Origin of the sequence: Acerihabitans arboris (genome assembly GCF_010131535.1) — a bacterium.
Taxonomy (GTDB): domain Bacteria; phylum Pseudomonadota; class Gammaproteobacteria; order Enterobacterales; family Enterobacteriaceae; genus Acerihabitans; species Acerihabitans arboris.
In genome coordinates this window covers 351,966-372,113 of record NZ_WUBS01000004.1, presented here as the reverse complement: position 1 = coordinate 372,113, position 20,148 = coordinate 351,966, and the positions used below count along the sequence as shown (strand labels likewise).

General features: G+C 51.5%; 20 protein-coding genes, 2 tRNA genes and 3 pseudogenes. 18 read left to right on the top strand and 7 right to left on the bottom strand.

Going from position 1 to position 20,148, the window contains the following annotated elements; genetic code table 11:
• Both GRH90_RS26215 and GRH90_RS26210 read left to right on the top strand, forming a co-directional pair.
• The coding region (locus GRH90_RS26215; protein ID WP_162364288.1) for a transposase domain-containing protein at window positions 1-93 on the top strand (93 nt) is incomplete at its 5' end.
• Window positions 94-412: 319 nt separating this feature from the next.
• Window positions 413-563, top strand: a pseudogene (locus GRH90_RS26210) (hypothetical protein); the annotation flags it as partial.
• 46 nt (window positions 564-609) lie between these two features.
• Here GRH90_RS26210 and GRH90_RS07860 read toward each other — a convergent pair.
• Window positions 610-963: pseudogene (locus GRH90_RS07860) on the bottom strand (SDR family oxidoreductase); the annotation flags it as partial.
• A gap of 686 nt (window positions 964-1,649) precedes the next feature.
• Here GRH90_RS07860 and GRH90_RS07855 point away from each other — a divergent pair.
• From GRH90_RS07855 to GRH90_RS07845, 3 genes are all read left to right on the top strand, one after another.
• Window positions 1,650-2,003 (top strand): cyclophilin-like fold protein, encoded by a 354-nt coding sequence (locus GRH90_RS07855; protein WP_162365379.1) that lies wholly within the window; start codon window positions 1,650-1,652, stop codon window positions 2,001-2,003.
• 133 nt (window positions 2,004-2,136) lie between these two features.
• Window positions 2,137-2,634 carry a (R)-mandelonitrile lyase gene (locus GRH90_RS07850; RefSeq protein WP_162365400.1) on the top strand — a complete coding sequence of 166 codons (498 nt, stop codon included), beginning with the start codon at window positions 2,137-2,139 and terminating at the stop codon, window positions 2,632-2,634.
• Complete coding sequence (locus tag GRH90_RS07845) at window positions 2,631-3,422, top strand: carboxymuconolactone decarboxylase family protein (RefSeq protein ID WP_162365378.1); 792 nt, start codon at window positions 2,631-2,633, stop codon at window positions 3,420-3,422. Before GRH90_RS07850 ends, GRH90_RS07845 begins: the two co-directional genes overlap by 4 nt.
• Before the next feature lie 61 nt (window positions 3,423-3,483).
• Here GRH90_RS07845 and GRH90_RS07840 read toward each other — a convergent pair whose 3' ends face one another.
• The gene (locus GRH90_RS07840; protein ID WP_162365377.1) at window positions 3,484-4,383 is read right to left on the bottom strand and encodes a LysR family transcriptional regulator; all 900 of its coding nucleotides are present in this window, start codon (window positions 4,381-4,383) and stop codon (window positions 3,484-3,486) included.
• A 280-nt stretch (window positions 4,384-4,663) separates the two neighbouring features.
• On the opposite strand from GRH90_RS07840, the gene GRH90_RS07835 reads away from it, so the two are divergent.
• From GRH90_RS07835 to GRH90_RS07825, 3 genes are all read left to right on the top strand, one after another.
• Complete coding sequence (locus GRH90_RS07835) at window positions 4,664-5,014, top strand: tautomerase family protein (protein ID WP_162365376.1); 351 nt, start codon at window positions 4,664-4,666, stop codon at window positions 5,012-5,014.
• Window positions 5,015-5,043: 29 nt separating this feature from the next.
• Window positions 5,044-5,808, top strand: coding sequence for an SDR family NAD(P)-dependent oxidoreductase (locus GRH90_RS07830; RefSeq protein ID WP_162365375.1), 765 nt, complete (start codon window positions 5,044-5,046; stop codon window positions 5,806-5,808).
• Window positions 5,809-5,945: 137 nt separating this feature from the next.
• Window positions 5,946-6,815 (top strand): aldo/keto reductase, encoded by an 870-nt coding sequence (locus GRH90_RS07825; RefSeq protein ID WP_162365374.1) that lies wholly within the window; start codon window positions 5,946-5,948, stop codon window positions 6,813-6,815.
• A gap of 145 nt (window positions 6,816-6,960) precedes the next feature.
• On the opposite strand, the pseudogene GRH90_RS26205 reads toward GRH90_RS07825, so the two are convergent.
• The 4 genes and pseudogenes from GRH90_RS26205 to mtfA all read right to left on the bottom strand — a co-directional run.
• A pseudogene (locus GRH90_RS26205) lies at window positions 6,961-7,074 on the bottom strand (recombinase family protein); the annotation flags it as partial.
• Window positions 7,075-7,890: 816 nt separating this feature from the next.
• On the bottom strand, window positions 7,891-9,156 hold the full coding sequence (locus tag GRH90_RS07820) for a tyrosine-type recombinase/integrase (RefSeq protein ID WP_162365373.1): 1,266 nt from the start codon (window positions 9,154-9,156) through the stop codon (window positions 7,891-7,893).
• 161 nt (window positions 9,157-9,317) lie between these two features.
• Window positions 9,318-9,393, bottom strand: a tRNA-Asn gene (locus tag GRH90_RS07815).
• 92 nt (window positions 9,394-9,485) lie between these two features.
• On the bottom strand, window positions 9,486-10,262 hold the full coding sequence (gene mtfA / locus GRH90_RS07810; protein WP_162365372.1) for a DgsA anti-repressor MtfA: 777 nt from the start codon (window positions 10,260-10,262) through the stop codon (window positions 9,486-9,488).
• 93 nt (window positions 10,263-10,355) lie between these two features.
• Between mtfA and GRH90_RS07805 the strand changes: the two genes are divergently transcribed.
• The 10 genes from GRH90_RS07805 (at window position 10,356) to GRH90_RS26505 (ending at window position 19,031) form a co-directional block, all read left to right on the top strand.
• Window positions 10,356-10,445: transfer RNA gene (locus GRH90_RS07805), tRNA-Ser, on the top strand.
• A 407-nt stretch (window positions 10,446-10,852) separates the two neighbouring features.
• Window positions 10,853-11,761 (top strand): cation diffusion facilitator family transporter, encoded by a 909-nt coding sequence (locus tag GRH90_RS07800; protein ID WP_162365371.1) that lies wholly within the window; start codon window positions 10,853-10,855, stop codon window positions 11,759-11,761.
• 418 nt (window positions 11,762-12,179) lie between these two features.
• Window positions 12,180-12,614 (top strand): DUF6515 family protein, encoded by a 435-nt coding sequence (locus tag GRH90_RS07795; protein ID WP_162365370.1) that lies wholly within the window; start codon window positions 12,180-12,182, stop codon window positions 12,612-12,614.
• Between the two features lie 350 nt (window positions 12,615-12,964).
• A complete protein-coding gene (gene pepT / locus GRH90_RS07790; protein ID WP_162365369.1) occupies window positions 12,965-14,197 on the top strand; it encodes a peptidase T in 1,233 nt (410 codons plus the stop codon).
• 19 nt (window positions 14,198-14,216) lie between these two features.
• Window positions 14,217-15,158: an aromatic amino acid DMT transporter YddG gene (yddG, locus tag GRH90_RS07785; protein ID WP_376766066.1), complete on the top strand. Its 942-nt coding sequence runs from the start codon at window positions 14,217-14,219 to the stop codon at window positions 15,156-15,158.
• A 295-nt stretch (window positions 15,159-15,453) separates the two neighbouring features.
• On the top strand, window positions 15,454-16,446 hold the full coding sequence (gene kdgT / locus GRH90_RS07780) for a 2-keto-3-deoxygluconate transporter (RefSeq protein ID WP_162365367.1): 993 nt from the start codon (window positions 15,454-15,456) through the stop codon (window positions 16,444-16,446).
• 163 nt (window positions 16,447-16,609) lie between these two features.
• Window positions 16,610-16,909 carry a hypothetical protein gene (locus GRH90_RS07775; protein WP_162365366.1) on the top strand — a complete coding sequence of 100 codons (300 nt, stop codon included), beginning with the start codon at window positions 16,610-16,612 and terminating at the stop codon, window positions 16,907-16,909.
• Between the two features lie 178 nt (window positions 16,910-17,087).
• Window positions 17,088-18,167: an FAD:protein FMN transferase ApbE gene (gene apbE / locus GRH90_RS07770; RefSeq protein WP_162365365.1), complete on the top strand. Its 1,080-nt coding sequence runs from the start codon at window positions 17,088-17,090 to the stop codon at window positions 18,165-18,167.
• 26 nt (window positions 18,168-18,193) lie between these two features.
• Window positions 18,194-18,565 (top strand): CopM family metallochaperone, encoded by a 372-nt coding sequence (gene copM, locus GRH90_RS07765; RefSeq protein ID WP_376766065.1) that lies wholly within the window; start codon window positions 18,194-18,196, stop codon window positions 18,563-18,565.
• Between the two features lie 334 nt (window positions 18,566-18,899).
• Window positions 18,900-19,031, top strand: a complete 132-nt coding sequence (locus GRH90_RS26505; protein ID WP_281352734.1) for a hypothetical protein — start codon at window positions 18,900-18,902, stop codon at window positions 19,029-19,031.
• A 658-nt stretch (window positions 19,032-19,689) separates the two neighbouring features.
• On the opposite strand, the gene GRH90_RS07760 is transcribed toward GRH90_RS26505, so the two are convergent.
• A complete protein-coding gene (locus tag GRH90_RS07760) occupies window positions 19,690-20,061 on the bottom strand; it encodes a helix-turn-helix domain-containing protein (RefSeq protein WP_162365363.1) in 372 nt (123 codons plus the stop codon).
• Window positions 20,062-20,148: the final 87 nt, after the last annotated feature.

Below are 20,148 nucleotides of genomic sequence, written 5' to 3'. Positions count from 1 at the left end.
TATCTTCGTCATATCCTCAGCGTTCTGGCAGACTGGCCGATAAACCGGGTGGCGGAACTCCTGCCCTGGAATGTGGATCTGACTGCAGAATAACCGTCAATACGGCGGTGAAAGTACGCTTACAATAATGGCTATCAAGGTGCTTGAAGTGACTTAATTCGGCGCTTCAGAAATGGTGATAGCTATGAAAACAGAAGACCGGCCATGAGGCCGGTCTTCTGTTCAAAGCAGATCTTAAACAGTTTCACCAAGTGGCACACTCTGCTCTTAGCCTAAGGCTGCATCGCACTAATTTCCATTCCATCAGATTTAAGCCTCCAAGGCAAAACTCCCTATTTTTGTATATCCAGACGTGTTCCCTTGTAGAATTCTTATCGCATTTTTCGAAGAAAATAAATTGAAAAGTAAAGGCATTGTTAATTCTCCCAGCAGCTTCAACTGGCCTCTGTTGGCATTGGGTATCGGAGCTATCGGCATTGGAACTTCCGAGTTTGCCACTATGGGCTTGCTGCCTGTGATCGCCGACGGTATGAATGTATCGATCCCTATAGCGGGCTCACTCGTCACTACCTTCTTGTTGGCCAACAACCCAAGCCGCACAGCAACCTCAGTGTTGGTTACTCCGAGGGCAATGACGTTACAGCGAATCTTAGTACCTAACAAGCGGATGGCGATATTATTGGTCATCGCCTTCACTGCACCCTTAGTGGACGTATAGGTTAGACCACAGATAGGGAGGGTCGCATTGGCAGACGATACATTGATGATATGACTTTCGTTGTGTGGCAGAAAATACTGGACTGCCTCCCGACAGAAGCGAAATAGACCAGTCAAGTTCAGTTCTACGATCTTAGTGAAATGGTCATCAGTGGCCTCCTCGATAGCAACCATATCATCCGAACCTGCATTCTTGACCATAATGTCGACCTGCCCAAACTCCGAGATAGCGCGCTCGAAGACGATTTTCGCTGCGAGTGGTCGCTGGAATCGGCACCCACCCCAATGGATCTACCACGTGCTTTAGCATTAATCTTACCAACAACTTCATCTTGCAAAGAAATCAGCGTTCCCACGCGCTGCGGTGACTTTTGTTTGCACCTTGGCGCTCGGTGTTTTTTTTCAGGCGTTTGGTCCTGCGATGGTCAGCGAGCAGATTCATTCATCGAATGCATTGGCAATGGCCTTCGCATCGATAATGGCACCTGCAGGAAGTGCTAGATTTCTACGCGAAGCATGATGTCTATCCTAAGTGTGAAATGATTAATATCGATCAAATCAATGATGCCTTGGCCTCTCTTGAACAGGGGGGCATGCCGCACCGATTCGTTATTGACATGGCTTCACTGAGCGTTGAATAAGCGCATATCCTTAAGCCGTAGCGCATGTTCGCTACCCCTTTATATACACCAGATGTGGTAATAACTGTTGCGATTAATGAATTTTTTTCATTTTTCTATTCTGATAATAGCTATTAACAAGCTGCTTTCTTTTGTTAAGAATAGTTACAAATACCTGCGGTCGAGTGGTTTCTCATGTTCATTTATTCAAAAACGCAACGTGTTTTACCCGGCGTTTCAGGATGGGTCATAGTGGGCATGATATTCATATTTTCGGCTACGGCGAGCGCGCGGAATACACAGGAAAATTCAATGAAGTTAAACATCATACTAAAAGATAAAACCCTTACCGCGACCCTGAATGACTCTCCAGCGAGTCGCAAATTTGCCACCTTATTACCGCTTACTTTGCAACTGAAAGATTATGCCAGGGAGGAGAAAATCAGCGACTTACCCTCCCGCATCACAACTGCGGGTTCACCCGCAGGAACGGCCGCAAACAAAGGCGATATCACAATTTATGCGCCATGGGGAAATCTGGCCATTTTCTATAAGCCTCATGGCTATGTGACCGGCTTAATTAGGCTTGGACAATTAGATGAGCCGGACGCGTTGCCCATCCATCCTGAGACTTTTAGTGCCAGATTTGAACTGTTGACTGAGTAATCGCCACCCCCGAACATGCTTTTTATCGGCATCGCCGTCACTCTGTTCTGCCGGAGTTTTATCACCACGTTATGTTAATACCTTTTCTGTTCCGGTACCGGATTAGCCGTTTCATTCACAAAAGGAAAGTATGATGATACGTTTCACCTCTGTAGCAGCATCACTATTGTTATTCGCAGGTATGTCCGTACACGGCGAAACAGCCACTTCAGCTCAGATGAAATTGTCGCAAACCGGCAGTCGCGCAACGATTGCCGAACCCGCCGACCACTTTACTGGGCGCGCCTATATTGACCCTCTCTTTTCACCGGTAGCACCGCAAAGAACGGGAGCAGCATATGTTACCTTCGTGCCTGGCGCGCGCTCTGACTGGCATACCCATCCGCTTGGGCAGACTCTGGTTATCACCTCCGGTACTGGCTGGGTCCAGGAGTGGGGGGGGGAACGGAAAACCGTACACGCAGGAGATGTCGTGCAGTGCCCGCCTGGGGTTAAACACTGGCACGGCGCAACGGATAAAACCACGATGGTTCATATGGCCATCCAGGAATCGAATGATAAAGGTGAAAACGTAAACTGGCTTGAAAAAGTCAGCGATAAACAGTACCTGCAGGCGGGAGAACATGAATGATAAACAGGACATTCCTGGTCATTGTTTCTTTGTTATTGATGAGCGGATGTGTTTCCAAGACCACGCAAAACAGGAGTTCGAATATGTTACCAGAAGACACCCATGGCGCTGTTGCCGACGTCGCCCCCGCAATGGCTGCGTATGCTGAACGATTTATTGAAAAAGATCTCTGGAATCGTCCGGAATTATCGCGTCGTGACCGCAGCCTGGTGACGGTTGCAGCACTTATCAGCCGTAACGATTCGGTGGAGCTTCCCCGCTACCTTAACTTGGCGCTAGACAGTGGCGTGAAGCCAACGGAAATCTCTGAGACGATTACCCACCTGGCATTTTATGCCGGCTGGCCAAATGCCACCTCAGCGGCGCTGGCGTTGCGCAACGTATTTGCGCAACGCCATATTGATACGGCGTCACTGCCGGGTGAGAACGTGGATTTTCTTCCTCTCGATAAAGAGGCGGAAAACAAACGAGCCACGATGGTTGAATCAAACTTTGGCAAGGTATCGCCTGGCGTCGTGGAATACACGACGGATGCGCTGTTCCTGGATCTGTGGCTGCGGCCCGGCCTGGCACCACGGGACCGAAGCCTCGTAACTGTCAGTGCGCTGGTTACCGCCGGACAAGTGGCACAGGTGCCTTATCATCTTAATCGGGCAATGGATAATGGTCTGACCCGTACTCAAGCCTCAGAGGTGTTGACCCAACTGGCCTTTGTGGCTGGCTGGCCAAACATTTTCTCCGCATTACCCGTATTTAAAGAAGTGTTCGCAGGCAGAAATCCGGCCTGATGGATAACACCTCGCAGAGGTTGTGCTCCACTTCAGGGGCCAGCTTCTGCTACGACGTTCTTCAGGGATGTTGGTAGTGACGCAGCGCGTCAATAACGAGTTGGAAAGCTTTTGAATGATTTCGGTTTTCCGGGTAGTAAATGTAATAACCGTCCCAGAAAGGGCACCAGTCTTCAAGGACGCTTACCAGTTCGCCGCGGGCGATCTGTTTTTCGGCGATATCCCGGGGAACATGTGCCAGTCCGTATCCTTCTACCGCAGCCTGCAGATTCTGATAGATACGGCTAAAAACCAGTTGGCCGCTGACTTTGACGTTCAGACTTTTTCCCGCTTTTTCAAATTCCCATACGTACAGATTTCCATGGGTCGGAAACCTCAGATTGATGCAGTTATGGTCAACAAGATCGTTGGGGTGCATAGGGATGGAATGTCGGGAAAAATAGTCAGGTGAACCCACCACAGCAAAGCGTACATCCGGGCCGATACGCACTGAGATCATGCCGTTGGATATTTGCTCGCCGAGACGTGTTCCTGCATCAAAACGGCCAGAGACAATATCTGTCAGGGCGTAGTCATCAATCAGCTCCAGAGTAATATCCGGGTATTCCTTGAGCAGTGGTTCAAGTTTCGTCCAGATAACTGAGCCTATAGCATAATCCGATGTGGAAATGCGCACGGTACCGGCGGCTTTACCGTTGAGATCCTTCAGTGACTTTAGCCGCTCCTGGATCCCATCGATAGAAGGGCCGAGGTCATCGAGCATGGATTGCCCGATATCCGTCAACGAGATACTACGGGTGGTGCGGGTCAGAAGTTTCATCCCCAGACGGGATTCGAGGGTTCGCATGGTGTGGCTGAGGGCTGATTGTGAAACGCCTAAAAGCGCCGCCGCTTTGGTAAAACTTTTTTCCCGCGCGACTACAATAAATGCCATTAAATCATTAAGGTTTTCCCGTGCCAAGTTGTGCCCCTTACTGCCAGAGTAAAAATAAGACGTTAGCGTATCGTAACGCAGAGCAGAAGTGGAACATTTCAGGCAACGCATTTTACTGCGTTAATACATTTGCAAAAGTCGCTGCGATTTTATTGAGGCCAGCATGCAAATGCGATTGCTTGCACCGGTAATCCCGCCAGATTCAGCATCCGGATATCCTCACTATGAGCTTGAGGATGAGTAAGGATTCCACAGTCCTGGTTACACCTGACCCCTGTCAGACTGTAGGACGGTCAATGAGTAATTCATGATAATTCCTCATTACTTCATTCTGTTTTATGCGGTTTTAACGCTGATGGAATCAAGTCAGAATGGCTTAAGCAACCTCTGTTGCCCTGCTTTTAACGAAATATATTGGGAGGGAAATATGCCACACCTTGATCTTCACTTTAACCCGCGAGTGTTGTCCGATGAAGATATTACGGAGATGGCTAATGCGCTCAGCGACGTCCTACAACGCTATCTGTTTACCTCTGATGATGCTGTTTCGATTGCGATGACTCGAGTCTCTGCAGATGACTGGAAAGAGCTGGTTTACGATCCGATTATTGCCCCACAGATAGGGTCATTATTTAAAAAGCCTGGTTATACACTTTGAGTTTTATTGGGCAGTATTGAGGTAGCGATATGGTTAACTATGATTTTAGCGGTAAGGTTGCATTAGTCACCGGTGCGGCTTCCGGTATGGGATTAGCAACGGTCAGGGCATTTTGTGAGGCTGGCGCGACGGTCGTTATGGCAGATATTCGCCGAGATATATTATCCCGAGAAGCCAATGCGCTTAAGGATGAGGGATACCCCGTCAACGCGGTTCTTTGTGACGTGACAGATGAAGAGCAGGTCAGGCGCATGATTGAGGATACGGTTCAGGCGTTTGGCCAGCTTGATGCCGCCTATAACAATGCCGGTATTCAAAGCCCGATCGCTGAAACAGCAGATGCCAGCGGTGAGGAGTTTGATCGTGTCTATGCGATTAACCTGCGTGGTATCTGGAACTGCATGAAATATGAGCTTCAGCAAATGCGCCAGCAGGAAAGTGGCGCGATCGTTAATTGCTCCTCTCTTGGCGGGTTGGTAGGGATTGCCGGTCGCGGTGTTTATCATGCGACCAAGCATGGCGTGTTGGGTCTGACAAAAAGCGCCGCGCTTGAGTATGCCGCACGTGGAATACAGATTAATGCAGTTTGCCCTGGCATTATCCGCACGCCAATGGTTGAAGATATGCTTAACAGTGAGCCTGAAGCGATGGACGAACTGATGAAGCTGCAGCCGATAGGGCGTTTGGGGGAACCGGAAGAGGTTGCACGTGCTGTGCTGTGGTTGTGCAGCACGGATGCCAGCTTTGTTACCGGACAGGCGCTAGCCGTTGATGGTGGATATACTGTCCAGTGAAATGGTTTTTATATTTACTGACCTAGAGAAGCCACAATTTATGAATTATTTGCATAATTCATATTAAGAATCATGCCTTAATCGAGGTGTTTTTTTATTTTAGAATGATAATTCTGACGAAATAGAGGAATTCAGCCGTGGAATATGCATTGTTAAACAACAACCTGAAAATGCCAATGGCAGGTTTTGGCGTTTTTCAGGTAACAGACAAAGAAGAGTGTAAGCAGTCAGTGTTGGCTGCTATTCGTGCAGGCTATCGTCTCATCGATACGGCAGCAGTTTACGGTAATGAAGATGCCGTTGGTGAGGCTGTTCGTGAGGCCATTGACCAAGGTTTGTGTACCCGCAAAGAGCTGTTCATTACTTCAAAACTGTGGGTGCAGGACATGGCCAGTTACGAGACGGCTAAAGCCGGGATCGATGCTTCATTAGAGAAATCAGGGCTAGAATATTTTGACCTCTATTTACTGCATCAGGCCATGCGCGATTATTTCAGTGCCTGGCGTGCGCTGGAAGATGCCTATGACGCCGACAAACTAAAAGCGATTGGGGTTTCCAATTTCTACTCTCACGTCTTAGCAAATTTCTGCGAAACTGTCAGAATCAGGCCAATGGTGAACCAGGTTGAGCTACATCCCTACTTTGCGCAACCTGAAGCGCTTGAAACCATGAAGTTTTACAATGTTCAGCCTGAAGCCTGGGCACCGTTAGGCGGTGGAAGACATAAGCCGTATGAAAATGAAATGCTGCAGGGAATTGCGGACGCCCATAAAAAAACTACTGCCCAGGTCGTCCTGCGCTGGAACGTACAACGTGGTGTGACAGTCATTCCTAAATCCACTAATCAGGAGCGTATTGAAGAAAACTTTGCCATCTGGGATTTCTCATTAACTGAGAATGAAATGGCACAAATCAGCTCACTGGATTTAGGCTACGTTGGTGATGCGGTCAAACACTTCAACCCAGAGTTTGTTCGTGGTTGCCTCCGTGTCAAAATTCATGATTGATTCACTACTTACACATGTCTTTAGCATTTGCTGAAGAAAGCTCGCTCATATTTAAGTGCTCAGTATACAGTCTCAGGTGTGAATTGAAACTTGCGGAAATGTGATATAGTAAAAATATATTTTATAATAATCTGGATGCGAATGCCTAATTAGGTACCATCTCTTTATAAAGGGCCTGGGTGCGGCAAATCTGCGAAGCACTGTAGCCTGTCGCATCTGCGGTTTCCCTGATACTGATTTTTTTGATCTGCCGTAGGTGTTATGATTAATATCATCAGCTTGTTCGACAATTCACTAAGTGTTGTCTGCATGATGTTTGTTCATGCACGTAAATGACTGGGCCTCATCCGAGATAATATTGTCAGCATAAACGGCTCTTTCACAGAAGAAAGCAATAGACGCACATTCAATCCGTAGCTGCTACCAACTATTTTAGTATAACAAACTTCATTTCTAAAGATAGATATAAAGGATGCTGCCTTGAGCAATTTTCATTAGATTAAAAATCTGAGAATTAATGTGATAAGTGACAAGGTTGTGGCGGGACTATATATAGTCAAAATAAAATGTCGTGCACGATTAGTTGAAAGCTCATGAAGTGTGATATTTTTTAACAAATATCCCGAGAAGGATTGGAACCTACTGCACAAGGCAGAACAGAGCTTTTCTCACTCTGACTATCGTAGCCAAAGATATTTCTGGTAGTAAACTGTGAGAAGGAATTGATTAGGGTAGTACGGTTAAAAATATCAAATTATTTATCTCATGGAATCGGATGTCTGATTATTTTTTAAATCATTATATAGTATTGGGAGTAAATTTATTGAAAGGCCGTGATTGCATTGGATTATTAATTTGCCGAGTTTGAAAAGATATAAAATATTTAGTGATTATTTAACTAAAAACAATTAGTCTTTAGAAAAGTCCATCATGGATGATTACATGCTTTTAATATATCGTTCTTCGTCGGCTGAATTATTATTTCGCTATAAATAATGTTATACTTTCAATGAAAGTAGCAGGTCTTTGATGTCAGGAACTACTACTTATTATTTTCCTTTTTCTAAGGTGACAGTTAATATACTGAAGGGTTTTTACTAGACCAGATATAAGGAGGTAAATATGCTTTCTTACATGTTTCAAGATAGTTTGACCACCATTGCATCATTGCCGTCCGTGCATCCAAATATTCAGCTTTATGGATATAAGCTGCACGCACGCTATTACGTTCTTGATGGCTCATCTGACGTTCAACCACATCCTGCGACCATAGGCCCGACTCCATCAAGGCACTACAGGCCATCGCCCGGAATCCGTGGCCGCAGATTTCATTTTTCGTGTCATAACCCATGAGACGTAGCGCCTTATTGACCGTGTTTTCGCACATTGGTTTATACGGATTATGATCACCCGGGAATATCAGTTCCTGATGCCCGGATATATCCCGTATCTGTTTCAGAATAGTGATGGATTGACGGGAGAGGGGTACGATATGTGGAGTGCGCATTTTCGCGCCACGCCCTGAATAGCGGACATCGGGTATGGTTTCTCGGGTGGCTGGAATGGTCCAGATTTTGTTTCTGAAATCAATCTCAGACCAACGGGCAAAACGCAACTCGCTGGAACGGATGAAAAGGTGCAGAGTAAGTGATACTGCCAAACGGGTTAATTCTCGCCCTTGCTTGTAGTCCTCAATGCGAGTCAACAGTTCCGGTAGTTTCTCCAGCGGAAGGGCAGGGTAGTGGCGTTTAATGGGAGGGGCGATGATACCGTCCAGATTGGCCGCCGGATTATGCTCTATCAACTCCTGATGCACGGCATGGCGCATGATATTGCACATATGCTGCCGGGTGCGTGCCCCCACTTCCAGCAGACCTTTTTTCTCAATTCCTTTCAGCAGGTCGATGAAATGGCGGGTTTTCAGTTCTGTGACTGGCATGTGTCCAATTATCGGGAATATATGATTGTTCATGCTGGCTAGCAGACGGGCAGCATGGTTCTCTGACCATGTTCGGTTGCTTTTATGCCAGCTCAATGCAACGGTCTTGAAGGTTTTTTCTGGTGATGAAGTGGTTCGTTCAGCGGATCGCTGTTGTGCTGGGTTGATATTTTGTGCCAGCAATTTACGGATACCGTCACGTTGCAGACGAGCATCGGCCAGAGACACATCAGGATAGGCACCTAAGCCGAGGCGAGATTCTTTTCTATTGATGCGATATTTGAGATACCAGAGACGTGAACCGCCGGGATTGATCAAAAGGTACAGGCCATGAGAATCGGAAACTTTGAAGGGTTTAGCGGATGGTTTTAAGCTGCGGATTTTTGTGTCGTTAAGAGACATTTGGGGGTCACTCCGTCATCGAACCAATATGACCCCAAATCTGACCACCAAATTCTCCCGATGCGGAGGGAAAACTAAAAATACATCGGGAAGATTTTTCACGCTAACTTATTGATTCTGAATCGCATAGGGATTCGCAAAGCGGCATGAAAACAAGAATTTGGCTCCTCTGACTGGACTCGAACCAGTGACATACGGATTAACAGTCCGCCGTTCTACCGACTGAACTACAGAGGAATCGCGAGAACGGGGCGAATCATATCCGGCCCCTCCAGGCGTGTCAACGTAAAAACAAATGTTCCGGCGCGATTGCGCAACCCTTGCCCAAATCAGGTGCCGGCAAGCCGCTGCGCGCCCAGGCGGGCCAGGGGGTCCTGCCGGTAAAACTGTACAAAACAGCGGTACAGCTCGGGGAATCGCTCGGTTAACAGCTCCGTGGAGCTGAAAAAATACTCGGACAAGACCGCAAAGCACTCGGCCGGATCGCTGGCGGCATAGGCATCCATGCTGGCGGCATCCTCGCCGACCAAATCAACCTCATCTTGTAAATTCTCCATCGCCGCATGCAGCAGCGTTTCCCAATGCACCACGTCGCGCAGGGAGATCAGCGGTACGCCGTTAACCACCCCGGCGTTGCGCGCGTCCAGCTTATGGGCGGTCTCGTGGATGACCAGGTTAAAACCGCATAGATCAAAGGAGTCCTGGATCTCCTGCCAGTTAAGGACGATGGGACCCTGATCCCAACTCTGCCCGGAGTGCACCACTTCCCCGCGATGCACCAGGCCAAACTCATCCCGCCACTCGTCGTTCACCACGAACGGCGCGGGATAAATCACCACTTCGTGAAAACCGTCGAGCCACTCGATGCCCAGGCCTAATACCGGCAGGGCAAACATCAGCGCGATGCGCGCTTCCATCACCTCATCCAGGACCAGCCCCTGCAACGCCACCAATTTTTTCTGCTGGAGGAATTTACCGGCCAGTAATACCAGCGCGTGTTGCTCATCGGCGGAGAGGGGGGAGAATAACGGGATCGCCAAGGCCTCTTGCCATAAGGCAAGGGTTTCAGCGGAAGGCGTCGAACTTTTCCATGGCCATTTCATCATCTGGTTGCTCGATAAGTCGTCACTTGAGTCGTCAGGCGAGGTTTAGGACTATTAAAATGCCGTAAAACAGGGCATGATAGCAACCGCTAAAAAGGAGAGATGCCGGAGCGGCTGAACGGGACGGTCTCGAAAACCGTTGAAGGAGCGATCCTTCCCAGGGTTCAAATCCCTGTCTCTCCGCCACTATTCAAGCAGTTATCCTCTGCCCAGTCTGTGACTGACGGCACGCTGGGGAACCACGCTGCAAAAATCCCGATGAAATAAGCATGCCGGCTTGCGCGGCAATATCTTTCTCACCTGAATATCGCACGGCAACAGGCTATTGCGATGCCGGCGCGCGCGCCATGTATCCTTGCGCAATTCGCCGAGATGTTTGCCCCGAGCTCGCTATTATTACCTGACCTGCCGGTCCGGTAACCCTTCGCCTCCTTTATGTTACCCTGGCGACAACCCCGGCGGCATTCGGTAGGCAGGAACCGGGGTTGATGGTAACCTACCATCCCTAAATGATAAACAGAATCCCTTATTTGATAATTATTATCAATTGGTTAGCTACATGAAAAAAATAAATATCCGTGGGGGATGTTTTAATGTCGTTTAATCTTCCCGGTAAGACGCTGACACGCATTGCTTCCTTAACGTCGCTCAGCGTGGCCCTGGTGATGGTTGGAGTTAAAATCTGGGCGTGGTTGCTGACGGGTTCCATGGCACTGCTGACTTCGGCCGCGGACGGTTTGGTCGACGTTATGGCGTCGGTGGTGACGCTTATCGGCGTGTTTTATGCTCAACGTCCGGCGGATAAGGGCCACCGGTACGGCCACGGTAAGTCCGAGGCCGTCGCGGCCTTTGTGCAGGCGCTGCTGTTGGGCGGCGCCGGCCTGGCGCTCGGAATGGAATCCTCGCAACGCCTGATTCATCCGCAGCCGCTAATGCAGCACGGGCTCGGCATCTGGGTGATTGTGGGCAGTACGCTGTGTACGGGCGCGCTGGTGGCGATGCAAACGTTTGTGGTCAAAAAAACGGCCTCCACGGCCATTGCCGCCGATCGCGCGCATTACGTTACCGATATCGCCGTCAACATGGCGGTGCTGTGCGCGCTGGTGCTTGACAGCGTTTTCGGCTGGACACGCTCGGATGCCATCGGCGCGTTGGCCATTTCCTGTTATATGATCTGGAACGCGCGCGGCATGGCGATTTCGGCCCTCAGGCAACTGCTGGACCAGGAGCTTGGCGCGGAAGACCGCCAGCGCATCCGCGATGCCGCCCTGAGCTGCCAGGGCGTGCGCGGCGTACACGATATCCGCACCCGCAACGGCGGCGATCGGGTATTTGTCGAGCTGCACGTAGAGGTCGACGGCCAGCTGTCGGTGGATGTCGGCCATAATATCGGCGATGCGGCGGAAGCCGCTGTGAGGGAGTTGTTTCCAGCTGCCGAGGTGTTGGCGCATCTTGAACCGGCCGGCATTGTAGATGAGCGTCTCGACGATCTGGTAAAATAATCAGTCCGGACGGGCCGGCGCGGCGGATAAAAAAAACACCCACCGAAAGAAAATGTGGGTGCCCAACATCACATATGACCGCACACTGGAGTAAACGGTCAGTTAAAAAATACCATTCGTGCGCCATCGCTTCAAATGATAATGGCTAATCACTCAACGCGTAATATTCAGATAAATTATATGTTTACATCACCTTGCAACCTTTACCCAACATTTGCATTTTGTGGGTTGCAATAATCTCGTTTAAGCAGGGCGAAAACCCAATTACGATAAATTATTAACGGATGGTAAGGATTTCGTTATAGACGGCTAAAGATGAGTAAATGGACTTGCGAATTCATCGATTTAGGTCTGTTATGAGAGCATCGGCGAAATTTTTTAGACGTGTGTTATTAAGCGGGAAGGTTATAGGAATCTTATGAAAAAATTATTGAGCCTTGTGTTATCGCTTATCCTCGTGGTGCCGGTAGCAGGCTTTGCCGCTCCCGGCTGGTATGATGGCGGCCATGGCGGCCATGGCGGCCGTGGATGGGGCGGCCCTGGGCCCGGCTGGGGTGGGGGCGGTCCGCATCGCGGCGCACGATTCGATTTCCTGCCGGGTGTGGCGGCAACGGTACTGGTCGCCGGGCTGACCTATTATGTGCTTGACGGTATCTATTACCAGCGCCAGGAAAACCAGTATGTGGTCGTGGATGCGCCGCCACAGCCGCAGGTCTATGCGTCCGGCGGCGTGAGCGGCAATATGACGGTGTTGGATCTTAATGGTGAACGCTATTACGTCAACCAGGGACACTACTACCGTCGCAGCATCAACGGCCAGTATCTGGAAGTGCCGCGTCCGGCCGGGTTATAACTTCTGGCCCGTGCGGGTCCGCTGACCGGGTGGGCACGCACGTTAACCTGTCGTCACAATGCCCGCCCAAGGCGGGCATTGTGCTGTCTGGCCCCGGACGCTCTGCCCCGAGCTACCCCAGGCTGGCGTATTTACCCCGTCTTTATGAGCCTGCCCGTCATCCCCGCGGGCGCGGTTTTGCCTGTAAACCCGGTTAATCAGGTATATTCCGGCTGGAGACCTGCGCCGCGAGCGTTTATATTATAAATCCGTTTATAACCAACCGGGACGCCGGCGCCCCGGGAGCCCGGTGTTAAGCCGCGGCCGGGTTGCTTGTTTCGATTATTGCTTTCTTTTGCCAAGGGACCGTTATGCCAAACGATATCGCCGGACAGTTAATTCAACGTTTTTTCCGCTACCTGGCGGTAACCAGCCAAAGCAATGCCTCGGCGACCACCTTGCCCAGCACGTCGGGACAACAGCAATTGGCGGAAATGCTGGCGCAGGAGCTGCGCGCTTTTGGCCTGGACGATATTCAGGTCGATAACCATGCCACCGTGACCGCGGTGAAACGCGGTAACACGCCGGGAGCGCCGCGCATTGGTTTTATCGCCCATCTTGATACCGTGGATGTCGGCCTGTCGCCGGATATCCATCCTCAGTTGCTGCGTTTCACCGGCGAGGATCTGTGCCTGAACGCCGGGCGGGATATCTGGCTACGCGTTGACGAGCATCCGGAGATTCTGGCCTACCAAGGCCAGGATATTGTGTTCGGCGACGGCACCAGCGTCCTGGGGGCCGATAATAAAGCCGCCGTCACCGCCATCATGACCATGCTGGAAAACCTGGAGGCGGATACGCCCCATGGCGATATCGTCGTGGCCTTCGTGCCGGACGAGGAAATAGGCCTGCGCGGCGCCAAGGCCATGGATCCGGCCCGCTTTGACGTGGATTTTGCCTACACCATCGACTGCTGCGAGCTGGGCGAGGTGGTGTATGAAAATTTTAACGCCGCCAGCGCGGCGATAACCTTGACCGGGGTGACCGCCCACCCGATGTCGGCAAAAAATGTGCTGGTAAATCCGATTTTAATGGCCCACGAATTTATCAGTCATTTTGACCGGCAGGAAACGCCCGAGCATACCGAGGGCCGGGAAGGATATTTCTGGTTTAACGATCTGGCGGCGAATGCGCGCCAGGCGCGGCTGAACGTTTCGATACGCGATTTTGACCAACAGCGTTTTTTATGGCGCAAGCAGCGCATCGGCGAGGTAGCGGAGGAAATTGCCCGGCGTTATCCCAGAGCTAAGGTCGAATTCCTGATCAGTGATATCTACAGCAATATCAGCAACGCCATCGGCAACGATCGGCGGGCTATCGATCTGCTGTTAACCGGGCTTGACGAACTGGGCATCGCCCCGAAAATAACGCCGATGCGTGGCGGCACCGACGGCGCCGCCTTGTCGGCGAGAGGGCTCCTGACCCCTAATTATTTTACCGGCGCGCATAACTTCCACTCGCAGTTTGAATTCCTGCCGGTCGGCGCCTTTGTCAGCAGCTACCGGCTAACCCGCAAGCTTTGCCTGCTGGCAGCCCGGGCGTGACGTGGCGGGGTCTGCGGGCGTGAGGCCGGTGGAACAGAAAACCCGTGCCACCCTGTTGGGACTGCTGGCGATCGTGCTGTGGAGCACCCTGGCCGGATTAATCCGCAGCCTGAGCGAGCAGCTCGGTCCCACCGGCGGCGCGGCCATGATCTATACCCTTAGCTCGCTGTTCCTGCTGGCGCTGGTGGAACGGCCGCGTTTATCCGGCATCAGCCTGGGGTATATGCTGCCCGCGGGGCTGTTGTTTGCCAGCTATGAGATCTGTTCATCATTGTCGCTCGGTTATGCCGCCAGCCGGCAGCAGTCGATTGAACTGGGCATGATTAACTATCTCTGGCCGAGCCTGACGGTGTTGCTGGCGATTATGATCAACGGCCAGAAGGGCAGTCCGGGCGTCTACATTGGCCTGTTGCTGGCGGTGACCGGCATCGGCTGGCTGATGAACGGCGACGGCGGGTGGACGCCCCGGCATATGCTGGATAACGTATTGACCAATCCATTAAGCTACGGCCTGGCGTTTAGCGGCGCGCTGATCTGGGCGGTTTATTGCAATGTAACCCGAAAGTATGCCGGAGGCAGGAACGGCGTTACGCTGTTTTTTATCCTCACCGCGCTCCTGTTGTGGGTTAAGTACCTGTTCAGCAATGAGCCGGCGCTGGCCTTTAACGGTGAAAACTGCCTCGGCCTGCTGATTACCGGCGCGGTAATGGGTATCGCCTATGCTTCCTGGAATATCGGTATTATCAACGGCAACATGATCCTGCTGGCCACCTGTTCTTATTTTACCCCTGTCTTTTCCTCCCTGTTTGCCGCCGTGCTGCTGGATATCCACCTGACCGGCACGTTCTGGCAGGGCGTGGCCATGGTCTGCTGCGGTTCGCTTATCTGCTGGCTGGCGACCCGCGCGCGAGCGGCTCCGCGGGTCGCCACCGCTGTTAAAACAGGCGGCCGCCGTACCTGAGGGGGCGGCTGTGTTTTCCAAGCTCAACAAACCGTCGCGGTAAATCGCGACGGTTTGTCGATATCAACGCGGCCGACACTCCGCATTGCCGACCCGGTGCGCGCGGCGGCATGGGCTTTGATCGCTACAATGAGATATCTATTGCATGTTCAAATTATGCGGTTCTAGAAAATTAGTGATGTGCACCACAATTATTTTGTGACGCGGCTCATACTTATCCCGATGGTTTACGTCGTTTCATAAAAAATAAAATATTGGTTCATTTTTAAGATATGGTGTTTCTTAAGGGTGCGGTATGAAAATCAAACCAAGATTAGATAAGGTCCCAGGCGGATTAATGTTGGTTCCCCTGTTTATCGGCGCGGTAATCAATACCTGTTATCCCGGCGCAGGTGGTTATTTCGGTTCTTTTACCAACGGCATCCTGAAAGGAACGATACCTATCCTTGGGGTTTGGTTTTTTTGCATGGGTGCGACCATCCGGCTGCGCGCGTCCGGCGCGGTGTTAAAAAAATCCGGCACCCTGGTGGTGGTAAAAATCCTGACCGCCTGGGTGGTCGCCCTGATAGCCTCGCGCTTCCTGCCGCTCGACGGCGTGCAAAGCGGCTTTTTTACCGGTATTTCCACCCTGGTCCTGGCCACGTCGATGAATATGACCAACGGCGGTCGGTATGCCTCGCTTATGCAGCAATACGGCAGTAAGGAGGATTTCGCCGCGTTTGTGCTGATGTCCATCGAATCAGGCCCGTTGCTGACGATGATTATCCTCGGATCCGCCGGGGTGGCCTCGTTTGAGCCGCGGCTGTTCCTGGGGGCGGTGCTGCCGTTTATTCTCGGTTTTATCCTGGGAAATCTTGATGATGACCTGCGCGAATTTTTTGGTCGCGCGATGCCGACGCTGATACCGTTTTTCGCCTTTTCGTTGGGGAGCGCCATCGATTTACCGGTGATCCGCGATACCGGGATGCTGGGTATCCTGTTAGGGGTGGGGGTGATTATCGCCACCGGCATCCCGTTGATCCTGGCTGATAAATTTATCGTCGGCGGCGACGGGACCGCCGGGATCGCCGCCTCCAGTTCGGCCACGCCGTTTTTAATCGCCGAGATGAACCCGGTGTTCAAAAGCCAGGTGGCCGCGGCCACCGCCCTGGTGGCCACTGCGGTGATCGTCACCTCACTGTTGGTCCCCATCCTCACCGCCCTGTGGGCCAAATGGCCCGGCGGGGACAAAGCGAACCGCATACGCCCGCCAGCTCCATCGACTAACGTCTGTGGCCGCGGGCAATAAGCGCAATGTCCGGGTGGAATAAATGCCGTCCGCGGCATTGCGCGCTCCCGTCTTGACTATACTTTCAATTGGCAATAACAATAAAAAGGCTAACGGCATCACCTGTGGCCGATTTTGCCGCGGGTGTGGGGCGATTGCCCGCATGACATTTGGGAGAGAATATATGGCCAACGATCCGCTTTATGACGCGCTGCTCGAACGTATCGAGGCGCTGGAAGCCCGCGAAGAGCTTCTTACCGTCACGTCCCATGCCTATCAGGTGGTTATCACCACGATATTGGGTAATCTCGATACCGAAACCCGCGATCGTATTATTACCATGGTGGACGAGGCGCATGAGATTGCCTATTCCCAGGCGGTTAACCGCAGCGATAAACACCTCTCCGATATTATCAAGGGCGCCGACGAGATCGTGCAGCGTATGTTTAATTACGCCCAGGGCGGCGCGCATCCCGACCGGTGATGACCGCCCGCTTTTTCCGGCTCGCCTTAAATCCCCATCCCGCGTCCGGCGTCACGCCGGGACGGCGCGTTATCATCCGCGCCAGCCATTTTTCGGTCTGTTTTTTGCAAACCCAGTCAGACGTATTAACATAGCGCTGGCGGCGTAGGCCCGTTTTGAGGCTGGAGTAGGGAAATTCATGAAAAAATATATAGCAATACTGTTCGTCGCCGGGGCGGCAGGCGCCCTGGCGCTGGCCGGCTGTGACAAGCCGGCGCCGCGGGACGGCGGACAGGCGTGGGTGGCGGAGGGCAAGACCATGGGGACGTTTTACCGGGTGACGTTGGCATCACCTCCCGCCGGGGTCCTGGCCGGATTACAGGACAGCATCAGCCGACAGTTGGAACAGGACAATCATGAGTTGTCTACCTACCAACAGGATACGGTTTTGTCGCGTTTCAATCATTATCCCGGCACCGATCCACAGCCTGTTTCCGCCAATATGGCCGATATCGTCACCACCGCGCTGCGCATTGGGGCGAAAACCGGCGGCGCCATGGATGTCACCGTTGGACCGCTGGTCAATCTGTGGGGTTTTGGTCCCGATAAACAGCCGCGCACCATGCCGGATCAACGGCAAATCGACCAGGCGCGCGCGCGGGTCGGGCTGCGCCATCTCCGGCTGATTGAAGATGACAAAGGGCAATGGCTGCAAAAGGATCTGCCGGATCTGTATGTTGATCTCTCCACGCTGGGCGAGGGCGCGGCCACCGACCACCTGGCCGCCCTGCTGGAGCGGCGCGGCATCACCCGCTATCTGGTGTCGGTGGGGGGAGCCGTGGTGTCCCGCGGTCTTTCGCCGCAGGGCGTGCCGTGGCGCGTGGCTATCCAGCGGCCGACCGATAAGGAGATTGACGCCCAGGCGGTCGTCGACCTGCAGGGGCACGGTATCAGCACGTCCGGCAGTTATCGCAACTACTATGAATTGCAGGGCAAAAGGGTGTCGCATATTATCGACCCGGTTACCGGCCGGCCGATTGAGCACAAGCTGGTGTCGGCTACGGTTATCGCCACCACCGCCCTGGAAGCCGACGGTTGGGATACCGGCCTGATGGTGCTGGGCAGCGAAAAGGCCCAGGCGCTGGCCGAACAGCAGGGCCTGGCGGTCTACCTGATCTCTAAAACCGCCACCGGTTTTGCCACCTGGATGTCGCCGCAGTTTAAATCCTATATTATCAGCCAGGAGGACGCTTCGGCCGATACCGCGCATAGACAATAACAGGAGAGGATATGAACAAATTTTCGATGCTGCCGCTATGTTTTTTGAGCTTGCCGTGGGTCCCGGTCCCCGCTGGGGCTGATGACAGCATGCCCGGCATGACAATGGATCATTCGTCGCCGGCGGGGCTGAGCGAGTCCAGCCAGGCCTATATGGCCGCCATGCGGGATATGCACAAGGATATGGAACAGGGAGTTAAGGCCCATGACCCCGACGTAGCGTTTGCCCAGGGCATGATCCCTCATCACCAGGGCGCCATCGCCATGGCGGAGACCGAATTAAAATACGGTAAAGATCCGCACATGCGGCAGATGGCGGAAAACGTAATTAAAGCGCAAAAAGCCGAAATCGATACCATGGAAAACTGGCTTAAGGCGCATCCTGATAAGGGCCATTGATCGTTTTCTTGCATTTCCGGGCCAGGTTTGATAACTCTAGCTTGCCCGGGTGTTATCGGGAAGCCTTTTGGTAAAACCCCTAAATCTGACAAGTAAGCGAGGTGTTTATGAGTAGAGGTAAGGACAAGTCAGCCAAGAAGAGACCGGAAAAAACACTGAAGGAAAAGCGCGCGGACAAAAAGAGCAAAAAAGGGCTGGAAATCTAGACCTGGATTTTTTCCGCGACGTAACCCGGCACCGGCCGGGTTTTTTTGGTCCATAGCCCGCCGGGTTAACTTTTGCAGGCGGTTTCGGTTATAATGAACGCTGTGCTAACCAACGGGATGTTGACTCCATGAACGATGATATTTTTGAATTCGATATTGACGCTGAATTGGTCAAAGCGGAAAAAAATGCTGAACAAAAAGCCAAAGCGGTACCGGAAGCCTTTACGGCGGAAGATGATTGTGAAGGCTGCAAAATTTAATTTTCTCCCCGCCTGTCGCCTGACGCCCGTGTCAGGCGGCTAATGCCCCGGCATCCATCTTGATAAAGCAGGCCTCGGTTTTTTATACTTTTTATTTTTTTTGACCGGCTGCAAAGCGCGCCTTAATGAGAAAATTATTATTGGTCATCGGCCTGGGATTATTGTCGCTGTAAATCGCGGCGAAAGACATTATTTTAAGTTGATTAGCAGACATTATGTATAAATCAACTGTGGGATATGGTGAATTTTAAAAAATGCGGTCCCAAAAGCAAAAAAATGGTGTAAATGAATGCGTTACAACCAGAGGCATGGCCATGGAAAAAAAGCCCGCCGAAAACAGCGGGCAACAGTACTTCTTAAGTTACACCAGGGAAATTAATCTTACTTATACATAGTACGCTAAATCCAGAGAAATACTATACATTTAAGTGAGATTTTACTCAAAGGATGAATGACTATATTAAATAGTTATAATCTAATTAGGATAATAGCTAATTATCTGAAAACTAGCAGAGCAAAGGCATTGATTTAATTAAGCTCATGCCGCCAATATTTCCCAATAGCAGAAATTGGCGGTGTTTGAATTGATTTTTTTAAAATAACACTTTCACCGTTTTATAGCCTACCAACCGGTTTTCCTGAAATTTAGCCGGCGCGCTTAATAGCGCAGGGGAGGGGTTAACGGTAATATTATCGAGCGATCGTTTCGGCAAGCCTGCGGCGTGATGCCGAAATATTTTTTGAACAAGGTGGTGAATTGTGACTGGGAATTAAAGCCATAATCAAGCGCGATGTCTATGATTTTATTATCACTATTGCGCAGCCGATGCACCGCTTCCGTCAATTTTCGCTCACGAATGTAGCGACCCACCGCGATGCCGGTGGTCGCGCGGAACACGCCTTGCATGTGCCAGACCGAATAACCTGAACGGGCGGCAAGCTCAGGCAGCGCGATGTCACGGTCCAGGTGATCCTCAATCCATTGCGCAAGAGCGGCGACCAGGGGTTCATTAGGTTTGAGTTCGCGCATAACTATTAATTTCCGCCCGGAAGGTTACTTGTTGAGCACTGAGGAAAAACCGGGGTTATTTTAAGGATAGTCGCCTCATGAGCAAGA

What these genes read in the sequence shown, in the direction of transcription:
- GRH90_RS07855 (WP_162365379.1), top strand. Translation starts at nt 1,650, where the DNA reads ATGAAGTTAAACATCATACTAAAAGATAAAACCCTTACCGCGACCCTG.
- GRH90_RS07850 (WP_162365400.1), top strand. Translation starts at nt 2,137, where the DNA reads ATGATACGTTTCACCTCTGTAGCAGCATCACTATTGTTATTCGCAGGT.
- GRH90_RS07845 (WP_162365378.1), top strand. Translation starts at nt 2,631, where the DNA reads ATGATAAACAGGACATTCCTGGTCATTGTTTCTTTGTTATTGATGAGC.
- GRH90_RS07835 (WP_162365376.1), top strand. Translation starts at nt 4,664, where the DNA reads ATGATAATTCCTCATTACTTCATTCTGTTTTATGCGGTTTTAACGCTG.
- GRH90_RS07830 (WP_162365375.1), top strand. Translation starts at nt 5,044, where the DNA reads ATGGTTAACTATGATTTTAGCGGTAAGGTTGCATTAGTCACCGGTGCG.
- GRH90_RS07820 (WP_162365373.1), bottom strand. Translation starts at nt 9,156, where the DNA reads ATGTCTCTTAACGACACAAAAATCCGCAGCTTAAAACCATCCGCTAAA.
- mtfA (WP_162365372.1), bottom strand. Translation starts at nt 10,262, where the DNA reads ATGATGAAATGGCCATGGAAAAGTTCGACGCCTTCCGCTGAAACCCTT.
- GRH90_RS07800 (WP_162365371.1), top strand. Translation starts at nt 10,853, where the DNA reads ATGTCGTTTAATCTTCCCGGTAAGACGCTGACACGCATTGCTTCCTTA.
- GRH90_RS07795 (WP_162365370.1), top strand. Translation starts at nt 12,180, where the DNA reads ATGAAAAAATTATTGAGCCTTGTGTTATCGCTTATCCTCGTGGTGCCG.
- pepT (WP_162365369.1), top strand. Translation starts at nt 12,965, where the DNA reads ATGCCAAACGATATCGCCGGACAGTTAATTCAACGTTTTTTCCGCTAC.
- kdgT (WP_162365367.1), top strand. Translation starts at nt 15,454, where the DNA reads ATGAAAATCAAACCAAGATTAGATAAGGTCCCAGGCGGATTAATGTTG.
- GRH90_RS07775 (WP_162365366.1), top strand. Translation starts at nt 16,610, where the DNA reads ATGGCCAACGATCCGCTTTATGACGCGCTGCTCGAACGTATCGAGGCG.
- apbE (WP_162365365.1), top strand. Translation starts at nt 17,088, where the DNA reads ATGAAAAAATATATAGCAATACTGTTCGTCGCCGGGGCGGCAGGCGCC.
- copM (WP_376766065.1), top strand. Translation starts at nt 18,194, where the DNA reads ATGCTGCCGCTATGTTTTTTGAGCTTGCCGTGGGTCCCGGTCCCCGCT.
- GRH90_RS26505 (WP_281352734.1), top strand. Translation starts at nt 18,900, where the DNA reads ATGAACGATGATATTTTTGAATTCGATATTGACGCTGAATTGGTCAAA.
- GRH90_RS07760 (WP_162365363.1), bottom strand. Translation starts at nt 20,061, where the DNA reads ATGCGCGAACTCAAACCTAATGAACCCCTGGTCGCCGCTCTTGCGCAA.